The following is a 15,750-nucleotide window of genomic DNA, read 5'->3' on the forward strand; positions in this document are numbered from 1 at the left end:
GACGCCTCCTCAGGTCCGTTGGAACATGTTCAACATGCGCTGGGTCACGAGGAACCCGCCCGCGATGTTGATGGTGGCCACCACGAGCGCGATGCCCGCGAGCACGCTCGCGATCGTGCTCGACCCGCCCGGATGCAGCAGCGCGCCGATCACGATGATCCCGCTGATCGCGTTGGTCACGCTCATGAGCGGCGTGTGCAGCGCGGGCGTGACGTTCCAGACCACCTGATAACCGACGAACACCGCGAGCACGAACACGGTAAAGTGCGCAACGAATGCGGGCGGCGCGACCGCGCCGAGTGCGAGCAGCAACAGCGCGCCAATTATCAGCATGCCTAACGACCATGCGCCGTGTTTGCGCGCGTCTTGCGTTGACGGTTGCGCATGTCCTGCCGCCGCAACGTGCACCGGCGCATTCGGCGCTGCTTGCGGCTGCGCAGCCGGTGTTTGCACGGGCGGCGGCGGCCAGCACAGATTGCCTTGCTGCATGACCGTCGTACCGCGCTGCACGACGTCGCCCATATCGATCGTCAATGCGCCATTCTTGAGCGGCGTGAGATCCGTGAGCAGATGACGCAGATTGGTCGCGTACAACTGGCTTGACTGATTCGCCATGCGGCTCGGCAAGTCGGTATAGCCGATCACGGTCACGCCATGCGCCTGCACGACCTCGCCCGCGCGCGTGAGTTCGCAGTTGCCGCCCTGCTCCGCCGCCATGTCGACGATCACGCTGCCCGCGCGCATGCACGCAGCCGTCTTCGCATCGATCAGACGCGGTGCGGGCTTGCCCGGAATCAGCGCGGTCGTGATGATGATGTCCACTTCGCGCGCCTGGGCCTCGAACAGCGCCATCTCCGCTTCGATAAACTTCGCGCTCATCTGTTTCGCGTAGCCGCCCGTGCCGCCGCCGTCTTCATCGACATCGACGCTCAGGAATTCCGCGCCCATGCTCTCGACCTGCTGACCGACTTCCGGCCGCGTATCGAACGCACGCACGATCGCGCCCAGACCACGCGCCGCGCCGATCGCCGCGAGCCCCGCCACGCCCGCGCCGATCACGAGGACCTTCGCGGGCGGCATCTTGCCCGCCGCCGTGATCTGCCCGGTGAAAAGCCGCCCGAAATGCTGCGCCGCCTCGATCACCGCGCGATAACCGGCCATGTTGGCCATCGAACTCAGCGCGTCGAGCTTCTGCGCGCGCGAGAGACGCGGCACGCAATCCATCGCGAGCACCGTCACGCCGCGCGCGGCACACGCTTCGAGCAGCGCGCCGTTCTGCGCGGGCCAGATGAAACCGATCAGCGTCGCGCCGGTTTTGAGGCGCTGCACTTCGTCGATCGAAGGCGGCCGCACCTTGAGCACGATATCGGCGTTGCTCCAGAGTTCGAGCGCGTCGTCGACGAGGCACGCGCCTGCCTGGCGATATGCGTCGTCGGGGTAGGACGCGCGCTCGCCCGCGCCGGTCTCGACCTCGATTTCATAGCCGAGCTTGATGAGTTGCGCGACGCTTTCGGGCGTCGCCGCGACCCGGCGTTCGTCTTGCTGCGATTCGCGCGGAACCGCAATCGTCATCGCCATGATGTACCTCCGCGGGCGAGCGTTGCGGATAAAAGGGCGAACGGAATCGACGGCGCGCCAAGGGACCTGGCGCGCCGAAAGCGTGGCCACGACTTCATGAAACGTCTCCTGCTCGATGTTGGAATTCTGTGTGCCGCGGCTCGTCCGGCGCGCGCGGGCGCGCCATGCTGAAGGACCGTTTGAAGGCGCGCTAACGCGGCGCCCGGCCCGACTGAAGAATCGCCAGCGCCGCCGCGCGGGCGCCTTCAATGGCGGCGGCTTCGCTTGCGAACACGGTCTCGTCGACGACCTGCTGTTCCGGCAGCAGCGCGTCCGCCTGTTGTGCTTCGGCGGAGTGAATCGCAGCGAACGCGACCCAGCCGCCGTTGTGAATCATTTGACGGGCCGAGAGTTCGACCTCGTAGTGCCCGAGTCTTTCGGTATGCATCGAAGCGCTCCGTGCGGACCTGCGGCTTGAAGGGATGAGAACGACTAACCGGATCGATCAGGATTGCTGATCTTGTGTTTGAAGACGGGTTTCGAGTTCCGTCACGCGCTTGCGCAGATTGCGCTCTTCCTGGAAGCGCGCCGTCTCGTCGCGCACGACCGCGACGATGCCCGTGAGTTCGCCCTGCGCGCCATGCAGCAGCGCCACCGTGAAGGCGATGGACAGCGCGCGACCGTCCTTGTCCACGGCCGGCACGCGCAAGACGTCGTTGCCGTAGCGCGTCTGCCCGGTGGCCATCGTCTTGTGATAGCCCTCCCAGTGGCGACCGCGCAGCCGTTCGGGAATGATCAGATCCAGCGTCTTGCCGAGCGCCTCGTCCTGCGTATAGCCGAACATGCGCGTGGCTGCGGGATTCCAGTACGTGATGTCGCCGGCGGCGTCCGAGATGATGATGGCGTCGCCGATCGCATCGGCGAGCTGTTCGAAATCGATGGCGGCTGGCATATCGTTCGTCGTGGGGAAAGCGAGTTGATGTTCGGGTGCGCGACGCGGTTGGCAAATGCAAGCACGCCGCGCACCACACTACTGATACCGCACTGCTGGATCGCTACATCGAAACTGATATCACACCGCACGCACTTCGTGCAGCGCCGCGATCTGCTGCGGCGTGTAGCCGAGGTCGGCGAGCACTTCGTCGGTATGTTCGCCGAGCAGCGGCGAACCCGTGATCTCCGGCTTCAGTTCCGAGAACTTGATCGGGCTGCCCACCGTGAGGTACGAACCGCGCGCCTTGTGCGGCACTTCCACGATGGTGCCGCTCGCGCGCAGCGACGGATCGTTGGCGATCTCCTTCATGCTGAGCACGGGTGCGCACGGAATGTCGAACTTGCGCAGAATGTCGACCGCCTCGTACTTGGTCTTGTCGGCGAGCCACGCTTCGATCGTCGCGAAGATATCGAAGATATGCGGCTGGCGCGCCTGCGCGGTGTTGTAGTTCGGATCGTCGATCCATTCCGGCTTGCCCAGCGCGCGGCAGATCGGCTCCCATGCGTGACCCTGCACCGTGAAGTAGATATACGCGTTCGGGTCCGTCTCCCAGCCCTTGCACTTGAGCACCCAGCCCGGTTGACCGCCGCCGCCCGCATTGCCGCCGCGCGGCACGACGTCGCTGAAGCTGCCGTGCGGATACTGCGGATACTCTTCCAGATAGCCCACGCGGTCGAGACGTTGCTGGTCGCGCAGTTTCACGCGGCACAGGTTGATCACGCTGTCCTGCATCGACACCGCGACCTTCTGCCCCTTGCCGGTTTTATCGCGGCCGATCAGCGCCGTGAGAATGCCGATGGCGAGATGCATGCCGGTGTTGCTGTCGCCGAGCGCGGCGGCGCTGACCGTGGGCGGACCGTCCCAGAAGCCCGTGGTCGATGCCGCGCCGCCCGCGCACTGCGCGACGTTTTCGTAGACCTTGAGGTCGTCGTAATGATGGCCTTCGCTGAAACCCTTCACCGAAGCCACAATCATCTTCGGATTGAGTTCCTTGATGCGCTCCCACGTGAAGCCCATGCGATCGAGCGCGCCGGGGCCGAAGTTTTCGACCATCACGTCCGACTCGCGAATCAGCTTTTCGAGCACTTCCTTGCCTTCCGGCTTCTTGGTGTCGAGCGTGAGCGAACGCTTGTTGCTGTTGAGCATCGTGAAGTACAACGCATCGGCTTCGGGAATGTCACGCAGTTGATTGCGCGTGACGTCGCCCGCGCCCGGACGCTCCACCTTGATCACATCGGCGCCGAACCATGCGAGCATTTGCGTGCACGCGGGCCCCGCTTGAACGTGCGTGAAGTCGATGATCTTGATGCCGTCGAGGGGTTTGCTCATTGCTATCTCCTGGTCTCGGTAGTCTGAAACGACTGTCCTGTACGGTTGGATTTATTTCTTCATCGCCGCGCTTTGCGGATTGAGATTCGTGAGGCGACCGCTTTCCGTGCCGGCCGATTCGTCGATCACGGCATTGATGAGCGTGGGTTTGCCGGACGCAATCGCGTCGAGCAGCGCCTTCGTGAGTTCCTCGGGCGTGGTCGCCTGGTGGCCGACGCCGCCGAACGCCTCGATCATCTTGTCGTAGCGCGCGCCCTTCACGAACACGGTGGGCGCGACGTCGGCGCCGCCGTTCGGATTCACATCGGTGCCGCGATACACGCCGTTGTTGTTGAACACGATCGTGCAGACCGGCAGGTTGTAGCGGCAGATCGTTTCGAGTTCCATGCCGCTGAATCCGAACGCGCTGTCGCCCTCGATCGCCACGACCTGCGTCCCGCTCGTGACGGCCGCGCCGATCGCGAAGCCCATGCCGATCCCCATGATCCCCCATGTGCCCGAGTCGAAACGCTTGCGCGGCTGGTACATGTCGATGATGCTGCGCGCGTAATCCAGCGTGTTCGCGCCTTCGTTCACGACATTGATATCGGGGCGCGTTTTCAGCACGTCGCGAATCGCCCGCAGCGCGCTGTGGAAATTCATCGGCGTCGGATTCTTGTCGAGCGTCGCGGCCATCTTCGCGAGGTTCGTGTTCTTGCGCTCCGCGACGGCGTTGAGCCACTCGGACGAGGGCTTCGGAAAATCTGCGCCCATGCCTGCGACCAGCGCTTCCACGCACGAACCGATATCGCCGATCACCGGCGCCTCGATCGCCACGTTGCTGTCGATCTCGGTCGGCGCGATGTCGATCTGCACGAACTGCTTCGGACCGGCCGCCGCGCCCCACGTCTTGCCCTTGCCGTGCGCGAGCAGCCAGTTGAGACGCGCGCCGATCAGCACGACGGCGTCAGCTTCCGCCAGCACGAACGAGCGCGCCGCCGAAGCCGACTGCTCGTGCGTGTCGGGCAGCAGGCCCTTGGCCATCGACATCGGCAGATACGGCACGCCGCTCTTTTCAACCAGTTCGCGAATCTGCGCGTCGGCCTGCGCGTACGCCGCGCCCTTGCCCAGCAAGATCAGCGGACGCTTCGCATTCCTGATGACATCGAGCGCGCGTTTCACGGCGTCGGGCGCCGGAATCTGGCGCGGCGCGGCGTCCACGACCTTGATGAGCGACTGCTTCGCCTTCACCGCGTCGATGGTCTGCGCGAGCAGCTTGGCGGGCAGATCGAGATAGACGCCGCCCGGGCGACCCGAGACCGCCGCGCGAATCGCGCGCGCCACGCCGACGCCAATGTCTTCCGCATGCAGCACGCGATACGCCGCCTTGGCATAAGGCTTGGCCGCGTTGAGCTGGTCCATCTCTTCGTAGTCGCCCTGTTGCAGGTCGACGATTTCGCGCTCGCTCGAACCGCTGATGAGGATCATCGGAAAGCAGTTCGTCGTGGCGTTGGCCAGCGCCGTGAGCCCGTTGAGAAAGCCCGGCGCGGACACCGTCAGGCAGATGCCGGGCTTCTTGGTCATATAGCCCGCGACGGCGGCCGCATTGCCCGCGTTCTGCTCGTGGCGAAAGCCGATAAAGCGCATGCCTTCCGCCTGCGCGAGCCGCGCGAGGTCCGTGATGGGAATTCCCACGAGACCGAAGATCGTGTCGATATCGTTGAGCTTGAGCGCATCGATGACGAGATGAAAACCATCCGTCGTTGCTTGCGCCTCTTGCGCAGGGCTGTTCTGCGCGTCGTTGATGCCTGCTTCTGCCATGACGTCTCCTCTTTGGCGGGGCGTTGTGTGATCCGTGATATACAATATTCCACACACAATATTAGTCAAGACGTTTTTTTACGCGGTGGCGGCGTGTTGCAGTGCGAGGTGACGCGCGGACCTTGTGTCATCGGGCTTGCGCCCTTGCGCTCTGATGCACCACACAAACTTCGCCGGCTTCAAGTGCTGCAAACCGCGCAAATTACTTCGTATTCCGTACTATTCAGATAGCGTCCGGACACGCATCAAGACGAATTACGTATCAATGCGCGCCGCTCATGCGGCGTTCACATCAAACGCGACGGGATGCGCGAACTTCAGCCGACGAAGCTCAGTCGAGAAAATCGCAATTCGCTTCGACGAACAGCGCGAGGTCGATCGAATGCTGCCGCACGAGGCGCTCGACGCGCTCGGTATCGCGCGCCTCCAGCGCTTCGATAATGCGCATGTGATCCACGATCGATCTCGACGCGCGATCGCTCTGCGCGATCGTCATCCGTCGTATCGCGCGCACGTGCATGAAAATGTTCTTGATGGTCTCGATGATGATCGGCGACTTCGACAGCTCCACCAGCGACTGGTGAAACATGATGTTCGCCTCGGAGTATTCCTCGATGTGCTCGGCTGGCCGCGCGTCGTCGAAGTCGGCGAACATGCTGCGCAGGCGCGCGATTTCCTCGTCGCTCGCGCGTTGCGTCGCGAGACGCGCCGCGATGCTTTCGAGCGCGGCCCACATATAGATCATCTCGACGATTTCCTTGCGCGTCTTGCGCAGGATGTAGACGCCGCGTCGCGGCACCGTGCGCAGGAAGCCTTCCTGTTCGAGCAGCGTCATGGCTTCGCGCACCGGCGTGCGGCTCACGCCGAGTTTCTCGGTCAGTTCTTTCTCATCCAGACGAATTTCGTCTCGCGAACGGTAGATGTCGGTTTCGGCGATGGCCTGCTTCAATTTTGCGTAGGCCTGGTCGCGCAAAGAGAGCGCGGCGTGAATCGGTTCGAGCGTCAAGGTCAGCGAGGCTGCCCCGGCTTCGTCTTGCATATTGGTGGACATCGGTCGTTTGTCTCCAGCGTTCTATTGAGCAGGCCGGCACAACTCATCGATTTCATATTTCCAATACAATATATCAGCGATATCGACAGCACTACGGGGGGTTTACGCGGAGCCTGCACGCGTCGTCGCTGATATAGACGATGACTTATATAAATCGAAAAAAACTTTAACTATCGTTTATTGATTGGGGCTTCTACATTGGATTCACGCCTTTCGCGAACCAGGAGACAGCCATGAGCCCCTCACCCGCCCGCCCGTACGGCACCGAGCAAGAGTCAGGTTTGCACACGCAGTTGTGCGCTTTCAATTCGGCATTCGCCGAACTGGGTTTGCGGTTTCGCTGGGATGCCGCCACGCTCTATGCACTCGCGGCGATCGAAGGCGAAGCGGCGCGTATTGCGAGCTATATCCAGACGCATCATCCGCATCTGTTGAACGCGTACAGCATCGAGTTTTTATGCGAGGCGATTCTCGGCCGCAAGAATGCGCAGGCGCCGGGCGAATGGCGTGCCGAGACCACGCTGCAGCGCGCGGCTACGAGCCAGCAGGCCGCTGCGGCAACGCGCGATGGATGGGATTGGAGCGAGCCGGGCTTGCCGGCTTTGGCAGGTGCCTGAGCGCGCCTGAAGCGCTCGCCAGGGCTGAGAAAACAGCAAGACGCGAACCATCTGGAAGCATCCAGACGATTCGCGTCTTGACCGAGGCACAATCCGGCTGGCGTCAAGCCCGCGCGGCGGCCTCGTCTTCCTGCAGCTTGCGCCAGAGGATCTTGCCGCTGCCCGACTTCGGCAGCGTGTCGACGAACTGCACGATGCGCGGCGCCTTGTACGCCGCCATGTTTTCGTGCGCCCACGCGATGATGTCGTCTTCGTTCACGCTGCCGAACTGCTTCGGATCGAGCACGACCACGGCCTTCACCGTTTCGCCGCGCTTCGCATCCTGCGTGCCGATGATGCACACCTCCTTGATCGCCGGATGCCGGTACATCAGCGCTTCGACTTCGGCCGGCCAGACCTTGTAGCCCGACGCGTTGATCATGCGCTTGAGGCGATCAGTCATGAAGTAATAACCTTGCGCGTCGCGCCGCACGAGGTCGCCGGTACGCAGGAAACGCTTGCCGTCACGCTCGATGAACGCTTCGGCGGTCGCTTTCGCGTTGCCCCAATAGCCGAGCATCACCTGCGGCGCGCTCATGATCAGTTCGCCCGCTTCGCCTTCGGGCACGTCCTCGAGCGTGATCGGATCGACAATGCGCGCGTCGACGTCGAACACCGGAATGCCCAGGCACTGCGGCTTCGGATTTTGCGGCGGATTGATGTGCGTGGCCGCCATCGTCTCCGACATGCCATAGCCTTCGACGAACTCAAGGCCCGTGAGATCGCGCAGCTTCTTCACGACGGCGTCCGGCATGGTCGCGCCGCCACCGCGCATCCACGCAAGACTCGACAGATCGTATTCGCCGATACGCGGATTCGAAATGAAATCGACCACCATCGTCGAAATCGCCTGCCAGCCGTTGATGCGGTAATGCTCGATCGCGCGCGCGGCCGCGTCGCGATCCCAGCGCGGCAGAATCACGATGGTCGAGCCGTTATAGAGCGGACTGTTCATGCCGCCCTGCATGCCGGTCACGTGAAAGAACGGCAGCACGGAAAGCTGCACGGCGTCCTGATTGCTGCCGAACCAGTTGCAGCCGCCCACCGCCGTGCACATCACCGAACGATGCGTGTGCATGCATCCCTTCGGCTTGCCGGTCGTGCCCGAGGTGTACGGCATCACGCACAGATCGTCCGGACCGGCGGTGAGCGGACCCGGCGTGCAACGCGCGGCGAGCACGTCGGCCCAATGCACGACGCCAGGCCCTTCTACCTGACGCGGCGCGCTCACGAATTCCGGCGGCGGCGACGAAGGCGTGTTCTTCAGATAATCGCTATACGTCGCGACAATCAGGTGTTGCAGCTTGCCTTCCCCCTCACCCGCCAGCGGCGCAATACGCGGATACAACTCCTGCGCGACGAAAGCCGTCGTCGCCCCGCTGTCCTCGACGTAATGCTCGAGTTCCTCGGTGAGATTCATCGGATTGACCGGCACCACGACGGCATTCGCGCGCAGAATGCCGTAGTACGCGAGCACCCATTGCGGGCTGTTCTGCACGTAGAGCAGCACGCGGTCGCCCGCCTTCACGCCGCAGTGCTGTTGCAGATAACCGGCCACGCGCTCGGCTTCGTCCTTGAACTGCGCGAACGTGACGGGCGTGTCGTAGAAGTAGATGAAGGGCTTGTCGGGAAAGCGCGCGGCCGAAACCTCGGCGTTATAGAAGAGGTTCGTGCCGGGAATGCTCAGATGCGGCGAGAGATGTGCGGGCCAGTGCGGCGAACTGGGTGTTGTGCTGTGTGCTGCAGTGTGAGTCGCGCGGGATGCGCTTGAGTCCTGCGAAGCTGCGATGGCGGATGTGGACATGGCGGGTTCCGTCTCCTCGAACGCGCGCCGTCGAGCGCGGCGCGCGCGTCTTGCAATCGGTCAATCGGTTAGTCGGCTAGTCGGCCGCGGCGTAGCGCGGACCGCCCACAATTTTACTTCGGACTACGACGCGAATCAGACGATGCTCGCGCCGCCGTCGATCGCCAGATACTGGCCGGTCACGTGGCGCGACGCCGCGCTGGCAAGAAACACCACAGCGCCCTTGAGATCGCTCTCGTCGCCCAGACGCTGCAGCGGCGTATGGTCGATCACGCTCTGGCCGAGCTTGTCGAGCAGGCCCGCCGCCATTTTGGTCGGGAAAAAGCCCGGGCAGATCGCATTCACGTTGATGCCGTACTTGCCCCATTCCGCCGCGAGCGCGCGCGTAAAGTTGATCGCTGCGGCCTTCGAGGTGTTATAGGCGATGGTCTGCATCGGGCCGAGCGAGCCCTTGAGACCGGCGATCGAAGCGATGTTGATGATCTTGCCGCGCTTGCGGGCGATCATGCTGCGCTTGCCTACTTCGCGCGCGAGAAAGAACGGCGCGTTCACGTTCAGGTTCATGACCTTGTGCCAGGCCTCGTCCGGATAATCCTCCGCCGGTGCGCCCCACGTCGCGCCCGCATTGTTCACGAGAATGTCGATCTGGCCGCACGCCGCGAGCGTTTCGTCGACGAGCTTCGTGGCCGCCTCCGGACGCTGCAGGTCGCTGACAATCGTCATCGCCTCGATTCCGCGCGCCTGAAGATGGCGCTGCGCCTCGGCGAGTTCGTCGGCCTTGCGCGCCGTGATCACGACCCGGCAGCCCATTTCACCCAGCGCCTCGGCCATCTGCAGGCCGAGCCCGCGCGAGCCGCCCGTGATGAGCGCCACCTGACCGCCCAGTTCGAACAATTCCCTGACCTGCATGCTTGTGTCTCCTTGATGTCTGTCTGGACCGCTAAGGCCCGGATTGCCCTGAAGCCTGATTCGCGTTCCGCTTGACGGAACACGTAACGTCGAGTCGATTCTAGTCACCGCATCTGACGGCGGCAATCAGGAAAAGCACGGTCGTTCATTATCGGTGAAATTGTGCGCGGCGTGCCGCGAAGCTTGCAACGCGCGCGGATTGGCGACGGCGCGACATCCGGAAGCATGCGGTTTGAATCGCTCGCTCTCTATAAATTAGGACGTATCCGATGTGCGGCGGCGAGGCCCGTCTCTAAGCTCTTTCTCATAAACAGTGAGAATGACGCCCCCATGCACTCCGACCCCGAACATCGACTCGTCGCGGCCTTCGCCGCCCATGCGCGCGCGCCGCTCGATCCCGCCGCGCTGCTCGACATCTGCCATGCGCTGATCGGCGTGCAGCGCGACGAGCACATGCTCGCGTGGGCGGAAAAAGGACTCGCGCTCGCGCCTGGCCATGCGGGCTTCGTTCACGCGCGGGCGCGCGCGCTGCGTCTGCTCGGCGAGCACGCGCGGGCCGCGCAGACGTGGATCGATGCGGCGCAGACGCGCTGGGCGCCCCTCTTTTACGAAGCGCGACTGGGCCGCGACCTCTATCTGAGCGGCGAGACGCACCAGGCCATCGCCGTGCTGGAGCGCGCGGTCCACAGCCCGCTACCCGACGACCAACCCGACAAGCTTCGCGCGCGCAAATGGCTGGCCGAAGCCATGCTGAGTCTCGGCGACGCGCGCGGTTTCATGCACTGGCTGTACCGCAACCAGGGCGACAGCGGCAACTTTCGCCACGCCGACGTGCCGATGTGGAACGGCCAGCGCGATCTGCGCGGCGAGCGCGTGCTCGTCACGCATCAGATGGGCTACGGCGATCAGTTCATGCTGTATGGCGCGCTGCGTCACTGGCGCGACGCCGGCGCGGAGATCATGGTGACCTGCGACGCGGCCATTCACAGCGTGCTCGAAGCCTCGCTGCCCGATTGCCGCGTCGTGGCCGCGCGCCGCCCGCTGACCGTCGCAGTGCCTATCGAGGCCGCACTGCTGCCCGACGTTCACGACTTCGCGCCGACCCAGCAGGCCACGCTGCTGCATCTGCCGCTGCTGACCGCACACGACACGGCGCGCCCCGATCCGTACTTTCCTGCCTATATCCGCGCGCCCGAGTCCGCCCGCGAGAACGGCGCAATCTGGGGCGAGGCGATGCGCGCGCAGCACCGCGGCAAGCGGCTCGTGGGCCTGTTTTGGGACTGCGCGCAACGGCACGCCCAGACGCTGCGCAGCAAGGAGCGCAACTGGGCACGCCTGCGCAGCATGCCGCTCGACGCGCTCGAACGCCTCACGATGAACCCGGCGCTCGGCGAGCGCGTCCAGTTCGTGAGCCTGTTGCATCCGGACGTGGAAATGCATGGTGGAACGCCGCGCGGCCACGTCAGTCATTACGCGCCCGCCATCCGCACGTTCGCCGACACCACTGCGTGCATCGAGCAACTCGACGCCGTAGTGAGCGTGGACGCCGGCGTGGCCAATCTCGCGGCGATGGCCGGCAAGCCCACCGCCGTGCTCGTCAACCCGACCGGCGAATGGCGCTGGGGCAAGGACGGCGCGCACTCGCCCTGGATACGCGACGCGCACGTGTTGCGTCAGCAGACGATGGGCGACTGGTCGAACGTCATCGCCGCGACGCTCGGCTGGCTCGCGCAACGCTGATCGCCGCGCCGCAAAGCGCTACGCACTCCAGAGCGTATCTGGGCACTCGATCCGGGTTAACCGCAATTAAAAAATTAATCTAAATACCGCTGCATCGCTTGCTCAATCCATTCAACATTCAATTATGGCTTCATTTTAATTACATTTAAATTACCAATAAAACAGAACGCTTTCATATTTCCCCATCTTTACCAGGGATTAGTACGGGTTGCGCCCGACATTCATGCAAATGTTTAATGCCGGGCGTACACTCGTACGAAGCTCGCAGCGCGGGGCGAAGAGCCACACAGGCCATGCCCGGGAGACGAGGCATGGCGCGGGTAAGACAGGAGAAAAATGAAATGAGCTGGACGCGAGAACAGAAAAACGTAACGATCGCAGCGTATTTGGGGTGGACGCTCGACGCATTTGATTTCTTTCTGATGGTTTTCGTTCTGAAAGATATCGCCACTGAATTCAATACCAAAATCCCGGCTGTCGCATTTGCCATTACGCTGACGCTGGCCATGCGCCCGCTCGGCGCACTCATCTTCGGCCGGCTCGCCGACAAATACGGCCGCCGCCCCACGCTGATGATCAACATCGCGTGCTATTCACTGCTCGAACTGCTCACCGGCTTTTCGCCGAACCTCACCACCTTCATCGTCCTGCGCGCGCTGTTCGGCGTGGCGATGGGCGGCGAATGGGGCGTGGGCTCCGCGCTGACGATGGAAACCATTCCGCCGAAAGCGCGCGGCATCGTTTCCGGTCTGCTGCAGGCCGGCTATCCGAGCGGCTATCTGCTCGCCTCGGTCGTGTTCGGCGTGCTGTATCAGCATATCGGCTGGCGCGGCATGTTCTTCGTCGGCGTGCTGCCCGCGCTGCTGGTGCTTTACGTGCGCTCGCACGTTCCCGAGTCGCCGGCCTGGAAGGAAATGGAAAAGCGCGCGCGACCCACGCTGCTCTCCACGCTGCGTCACAATCTCGGCCTCTCGATCTACGCGATCGTGCTGATGACGGCGTTCAACTTCTTCTCGCACGGCACGCAGGATCTCTATCCGACCTTCCTGCGCGAACAGCATCACTTCGATCCGCATACGGTCTCGCTCATCACCATCGTGCTGAACATCGGCGCGATCGTAGGCGGTCTGTTCTTCGGTTCGATCTCTGAGAAGATCGGCCGCCGCAAGGCCATCTGCATCGCGGCGCTGATCGCGCTGCCGGTGCTGCCGCTGTGGGCGTTCTCGGTCACGCCGGTGATGCTCGCGCTCGGCGCCTTCCTCATGCAGATCTCGGTGCAAGGCGCGTGGGGCGTGATTCCGGTGCATCTGAACGAAATCTCGCCGGACGAAGTGCGCGCGACTTTCCCGGGTCTCGTCTACCAGCTCGGCAATCTGTTCGCGTCGGTCAACGCGACGCTGCAGGCTTCGCTGGCCGAAACGCACGATCAAAACTACGGCATGGCAATGGCGATCGTCGCCGGCACCGTGGCCATCGTCATTTCCGTGCTGATCCTGTTCAGCCGCGAACGCCGCGGCATCGACATGACGCAGACCGCGAAGCAGGTGAGCACCACCTGAGGTTAGCGAACCTTCGCGCAGGGAACGCGGCGGCGCTGCGCCGCGCGACCCGCGAACGAGCCGTGCCGGGCGACCGCCCGCACGGCTTTTTCTTTGCCCGCACGGTTCTTGCGGCAGGCATTGCGCCCCCAGGACACACGACGACCTCCCGCGAACACGCCGCCCATAAATGGGGAAAATACGCGTAACGCTCGCGCGCCGCGCGGCGCATCATGGGAGCGCCCCGTCCCGCCCGGAGTCCACGCATGACGCATCGCATGACGAACAATCTGGACAGCACGCCGCCCTTCGACAAGCCCAACACCGACGGCATCTGGTTCGCGTCGTATCCCGCAGGCGTGCCGCACGAGGTCGACGTCACGCGCTACACCTCGCTCGTTCAGTTCTTCGACGACTGCACCACGCGCTTTCGCGAGCGCGAGGCCTATGTGAGCGCAGGCTCGCCGATGACCTACGCCGCGCTCGCGCGCAAGGCCACCGCGTTCGCTTCGTGGCTGCAAGGCGCGGGCGTGATGCCCGGCGAGCGCGTGGCGATCATGCTGCCGAACACGCTGCAATATCCGGTCGCGCTGTTTGGCGCGCTCAAGGCCGGCGCGACGGTCGTCAACGTGAATCCGCTCTACACGGCGCGCGAACTCGAACATCAGCTCAACGACAGCGGCGCGCAAACCATCGTCGTGTTCGAGAGCTTCGCGAAGACGCTCGCGGACGCGCTGCCCGGCACGCGCGTCGAGCGCATAGTCCTCACGCAACTGGGCGACCTGCTCGGCGAGGGGCTCAATCTCAAGGGCCGTTTCATCAACTTCATGCTGCGTCACGTGAAGAAAGTCGTGCCGCCCTACTCGCTGCCGCGCGCCGTCTGGTTGCTCGACGCGCTCGAACAAGGCGCGCGTGCACCGCGTGCGCCGGTCGCCGCCGCGCGCGACGATCTCGCCTTCCTGCAATACACGGGCGGCACGACCGGCGTGGCGAAAGGTGCGATGCTCACGCACGGCTCGATTCTCGCGAACGTGCTGCAAGCAAAGGCCTGGATCGCCGACCAGTTGAACGCCGACGCCGAAACCGTGCTCACCCCGCTGCCGCTCTATCACATCTATTCGCTCACGGTGAATGCGCTCATTTTCATGCTGCTAGGCGGACGCAACATCCTGATCGCGAATCCGCGCGACATGAAACGCGTGATGAAAACCATCCGTCACGAACGCTTCAGTTGCATCAGCGCGGTCAATACGCTCTACAACGCCTTTCTCGACAACGAGGAATTTCGCGCGCGCGACTTCTCCGGCCTCAAGCTCGCGATGGCGGGCGGCATGGCCACGCAGAAGGCCATCGCCGACCGCTTTCGCGCCGTCACCGGCAAGCCGATCGTCGAGGGTTACGGCCTGACCGAATGTTCGCCGATCGTCACGCTCAATCCCGTCGATCTCGATCACCTTCAGGATTTCGCCGGATCGATCGGCCTGCCCGCGCCGTCCACGCAGGTGCGTTTTCGTCGCGACGACGGCACGTGGGCGGGTATCGGCGAAGCGGGCGAACTGTGCGTGAAAGGCCCGCAGGTGATGCGCGGCTACTGGAACCGTCCCGATGAAACCGCCAAGGTGTTCGTGAGCGACGGCTGGCTCACGACCGGCGATATCGGCGTGATGGACGCGCGCGGTTATATCCGCCTGATCGACCGGAAGAAAGACATGATTCTCGTCTCGGGATTCAATGTTTATCCGAACGAAATCGAAGATGTGATCGCAACGCATCCCGGCGTGCGCGAAGTGGCCGCGATCGGCGTGCCCGATCCGGTGCAGGGCGAGCGCGTGAAGGTGTTCGTGGTGAGGCGCGACGCCACGCTGACCGCCGATGCCCTGATCCAGTATTGCCGCCAGCAACTGACCGGCTACAAGGTGCCGAGAATGGTGGAGTTTCGCGACGCGCTGCCGCAAAGCAATATCGGCAAAATTCTGCGGCGCGAATTGCGTGATGCCGAAATCGCCAAGCTCGAAAAAGACGATGCGTCACGAACTGGTTAGTTTTCCGTATTAATTATCTGCGACGGCACATTCATCACAACGCAACGGCGTGACAGCGCGAGCCGTTCGAGCACGAAGCGCTCCGAGTCGCGCAGCGCGCACAGCACCAGCGCGCCTTCGCCGACGCACGCAAGCCGCGTGTACCACAACGCACCAATATCGTCGTCGACGGCGAACGTCATCATGCGCGCACGCGCAGCATGACGCGCCAGCGCCACGCCGCGCGCGAGCCGCAGATCGACTACGGCAATGCGCGCGCCACGTTGCAACGCTGCCTGCGATCGACGCAAACCGATCGTGCAACAGACCGCAGACACGCCGCATGCCACA

Annotated in this window: 13 protein-coding genes; 4 read left to right on the plus strand and 9 right to left on the minus strand. The window is 63.5% G+C overall.

The annotated features are described in order from the left end of the window. Positions 1–9: 9 nt before the first annotated feature. From BMY06_RS17295 to BMY06_RS17320, 6 genes are all read right to left on the minus strand, one after another. Complete coding sequence (locus BMY06_RS17295) at positions 10–1,578, minus strand: Re/Si-specific NAD(P)(+) transhydrogenase subunit alpha (protein ID WP_074984284.1); 1,569 nt, start codon at positions 1,576–1,578, stop codon at positions 10–12. 190 nt (positions 1,579–1,768) lie between these two features. Further along, entirely contained in the window at positions 1,769–2,005 is a 237-nt protein-coding gene (locus tag BMY06_RS17300; RefSeq protein WP_065063202.1) for a hypothetical protein, read from the minus strand. Between the two features lie 57 nt (positions 2,006–2,062). Next, on the minus strand, positions 2,063–2,509 hold the full coding sequence (locus BMY06_RS17305; RefSeq protein WP_065063200.1) for a PAS domain-containing protein: 447 nt from the start codon (positions 2,507–2,509) through the stop codon (positions 2,063–2,065). Between the two features lie 120 nt (positions 2,510–2,629). Beyond that, a complete protein-coding gene (gene frc, locus BMY06_RS17310; protein WP_065063198.1) occupies positions 2,630–3,880 on the minus strand; it encodes a formyl-CoA transferase in 1,251 nt (416 codons plus the stop codon). Positions 3,881–3,931: 51 nt separating this feature from the next. Beyond that, the gene (gene oxc, locus BMY06_RS17315) at positions 3,932–5,680 is read right to left on the minus strand and encodes an oxalyl-CoA decarboxylase (protein WP_074984285.1); all 1,749 of its coding nucleotides are present in this window, start codon (positions 5,678–5,680) and stop codon (positions 3,932–3,934) included. Positions 5,681–6,011: 331 nt separating this feature from the next. Next, positions 6,012–6,731, minus strand: coding sequence for a GntR family transcriptional regulator (locus BMY06_RS17320; protein WP_074984287.1), 720 nt, complete (start codon positions 6,729–6,731; stop codon positions 6,012–6,014). Positions 6,732–6,964: 233 nt separating this feature from the next. Between BMY06_RS17320 and BMY06_RS17325 the strand changes: the two genes are divergently transcribed. Next, positions 6,965–7,348 carry a hypothetical protein gene (locus BMY06_RS17325; RefSeq protein ID WP_065063192.1) on the plus strand — a complete coding sequence of 128 codons (384 nt, stop codon included), beginning with the start codon at positions 6,965–6,967 and terminating at the stop codon, positions 7,346–7,348. Between the two features lie 103 nt (positions 7,349–7,451). Here BMY06_RS17325 and BMY06_RS17330 read toward each other — a convergent pair whose 3' ends face one another. Beyond that, complete coding sequence (locus BMY06_RS17330) at positions 7,452–9,191, minus strand: long-chain fatty acid--CoA ligase (protein WP_074984289.1); 1,740 nt, start codon at positions 9,189–9,191, stop codon at positions 7,452–7,454. Positions 9,192–9,326: 135 nt separating this feature from the next. Continuing rightward, positions 9,327–10,100: an SDR family oxidoreductase gene (locus tag BMY06_RS17335; protein ID WP_074984291.1), complete on the minus strand. Its 774-nt coding sequence runs from the start codon at positions 10,098–10,100 to the stop codon at positions 9,327–9,329. Positions 10,101–10,430: 330 nt separating this feature from the next. Here BMY06_RS17335 and BMY06_RS17340 point away from each other — a divergent pair, with 330 nt between their 5' ends. The 3 genes from BMY06_RS17340 (at position 10,431) to BMY06_RS17350 (ending at position 15,420) form a co-directional block, all read left to right on the plus strand. Further along, positions 10,431–11,840 carry a glycosyltransferase family protein gene (locus BMY06_RS17340; protein ID WP_074984292.1) on the plus strand — a complete coding sequence of 470 codons (1,410 nt, stop codon included), beginning with the start codon at positions 10,431–10,433 and terminating at the stop codon, positions 11,838–11,840. 341 nt (positions 11,841–12,181) lie between these two features. After that, on the plus strand, positions 12,182–13,399 hold the full coding sequence (locus BMY06_RS17345; protein WP_065063186.1) for an MFS transporter: 1,218 nt from the start codon (positions 12,182–12,184) through the stop codon (positions 13,397–13,399). A gap of 245 nt (positions 13,400–13,644) precedes the next feature. Beyond that, positions 13,645–15,420, plus strand: a complete 1,776-nt coding sequence (locus BMY06_RS17350) for an AMP-binding protein (RefSeq protein WP_074984294.1) — start codon at positions 13,645–13,647, stop codon at positions 15,418–15,420. Here the strand turns inward: BMY06_RS17350 and BMY06_RS17355 are convergent. After that, the gene (locus BMY06_RS17355; protein WP_124262599.1) at positions 15,417–15,710 is read right to left on the minus strand and encodes a hypothetical protein; all 294 of its coding nucleotides are present in this window, start codon (positions 15,708–15,710) and stop codon (positions 15,417–15,419) included. The two genes, BMY06_RS17350 and BMY06_RS17355, sit on opposite strands and share 4 nt — an antisense overlap. Positions 15,711–15,750: the final 40 nt, after the last annotated feature.

The organism is Paraburkholderia tropica (assembly GCF_900109265.1).
Taxonomy (GTDB): domain Bacteria; phylum Pseudomonadota; class Gammaproteobacteria; order Burkholderiales; family Burkholderiaceae; genus Paraburkholderia; species Paraburkholderia tropica.

Bases quoted from the DNA above. Each gene is read 5' to 3' on its own strand.
- BMY06_RS17295 (WP_074984284.1), bottom strand. From the start codon at position 1,578: ATGGCGATGACGATTGCGGTTCCGCGCGAATCGCAGCAAGACGAACGC.
- BMY06_RS17300 (WP_065063202.1), bottom strand. From the start codon at position 2,005: ATGCATACCGAAAGACTCGGGCACTACGAGGTCGAACTCTCGGCCCGT.
- BMY06_RS17305 (WP_065063200.1), bottom strand. From the start codon at position 2,509: ATGCCAGCCGCCATCGATTTCGAACAGCTCGCCGATGCGATCGGCGAC.
- frc (WP_065063198.1), bottom strand. From the start codon at position 3,880: ATGAGCAAACCCCTCGACGGCATCAAGATCATCGACTTCACGCACGTT.
- oxc (WP_074984285.1), bottom strand. From the start codon at position 5,680: ATGGCAGAAGCAGGCATCAACGACGCGCAGAACAGCCCTGCGCAAGAG.
- BMY06_RS17320 (WP_074984287.1), bottom strand. From the start codon at position 6,731: ATGTCCACCAATATGCAAGACGAAGCCGGGGCAGCCTCGCTGACCTTG.
- BMY06_RS17325 (WP_065063192.1), top strand. From the start codon at position 6,965: ATGAGCCCCTCACCCGCCCGCCCGTACGGCACCGAGCAAGAGTCAGGT.
- BMY06_RS17330 (WP_074984289.1), bottom strand. From the start codon at position 9,191: ATGTCCACATCCGCCATCGCAGCTTCGCAGGACTCAAGCGCATCCCGC.
- BMY06_RS17335 (WP_074984291.1), bottom strand. From the start codon at position 10,100: ATGCAGGTCAGGGAATTGTTCGAACTGGGCGGTCAGGTGGCGCTCATC.
- BMY06_RS17340 (WP_074984292.1), top strand. From the start codon at position 10,431: ATGCACTCCGACCCCGAACATCGACTCGTCGCGGCCTTCGCCGCCCAT.
- BMY06_RS17345 (WP_065063186.1), top strand. From the start codon at position 12,182: ATGAGCTGGACGCGAGAACAGAAAAACGTAACGATCGCAGCGTATTTG.
- BMY06_RS17350 (WP_074984294.1), top strand. From the start codon at position 13,645: ATGACGCATCGCATGACGAACAATCTGGACAGCACGCCGCCCTTCGAC.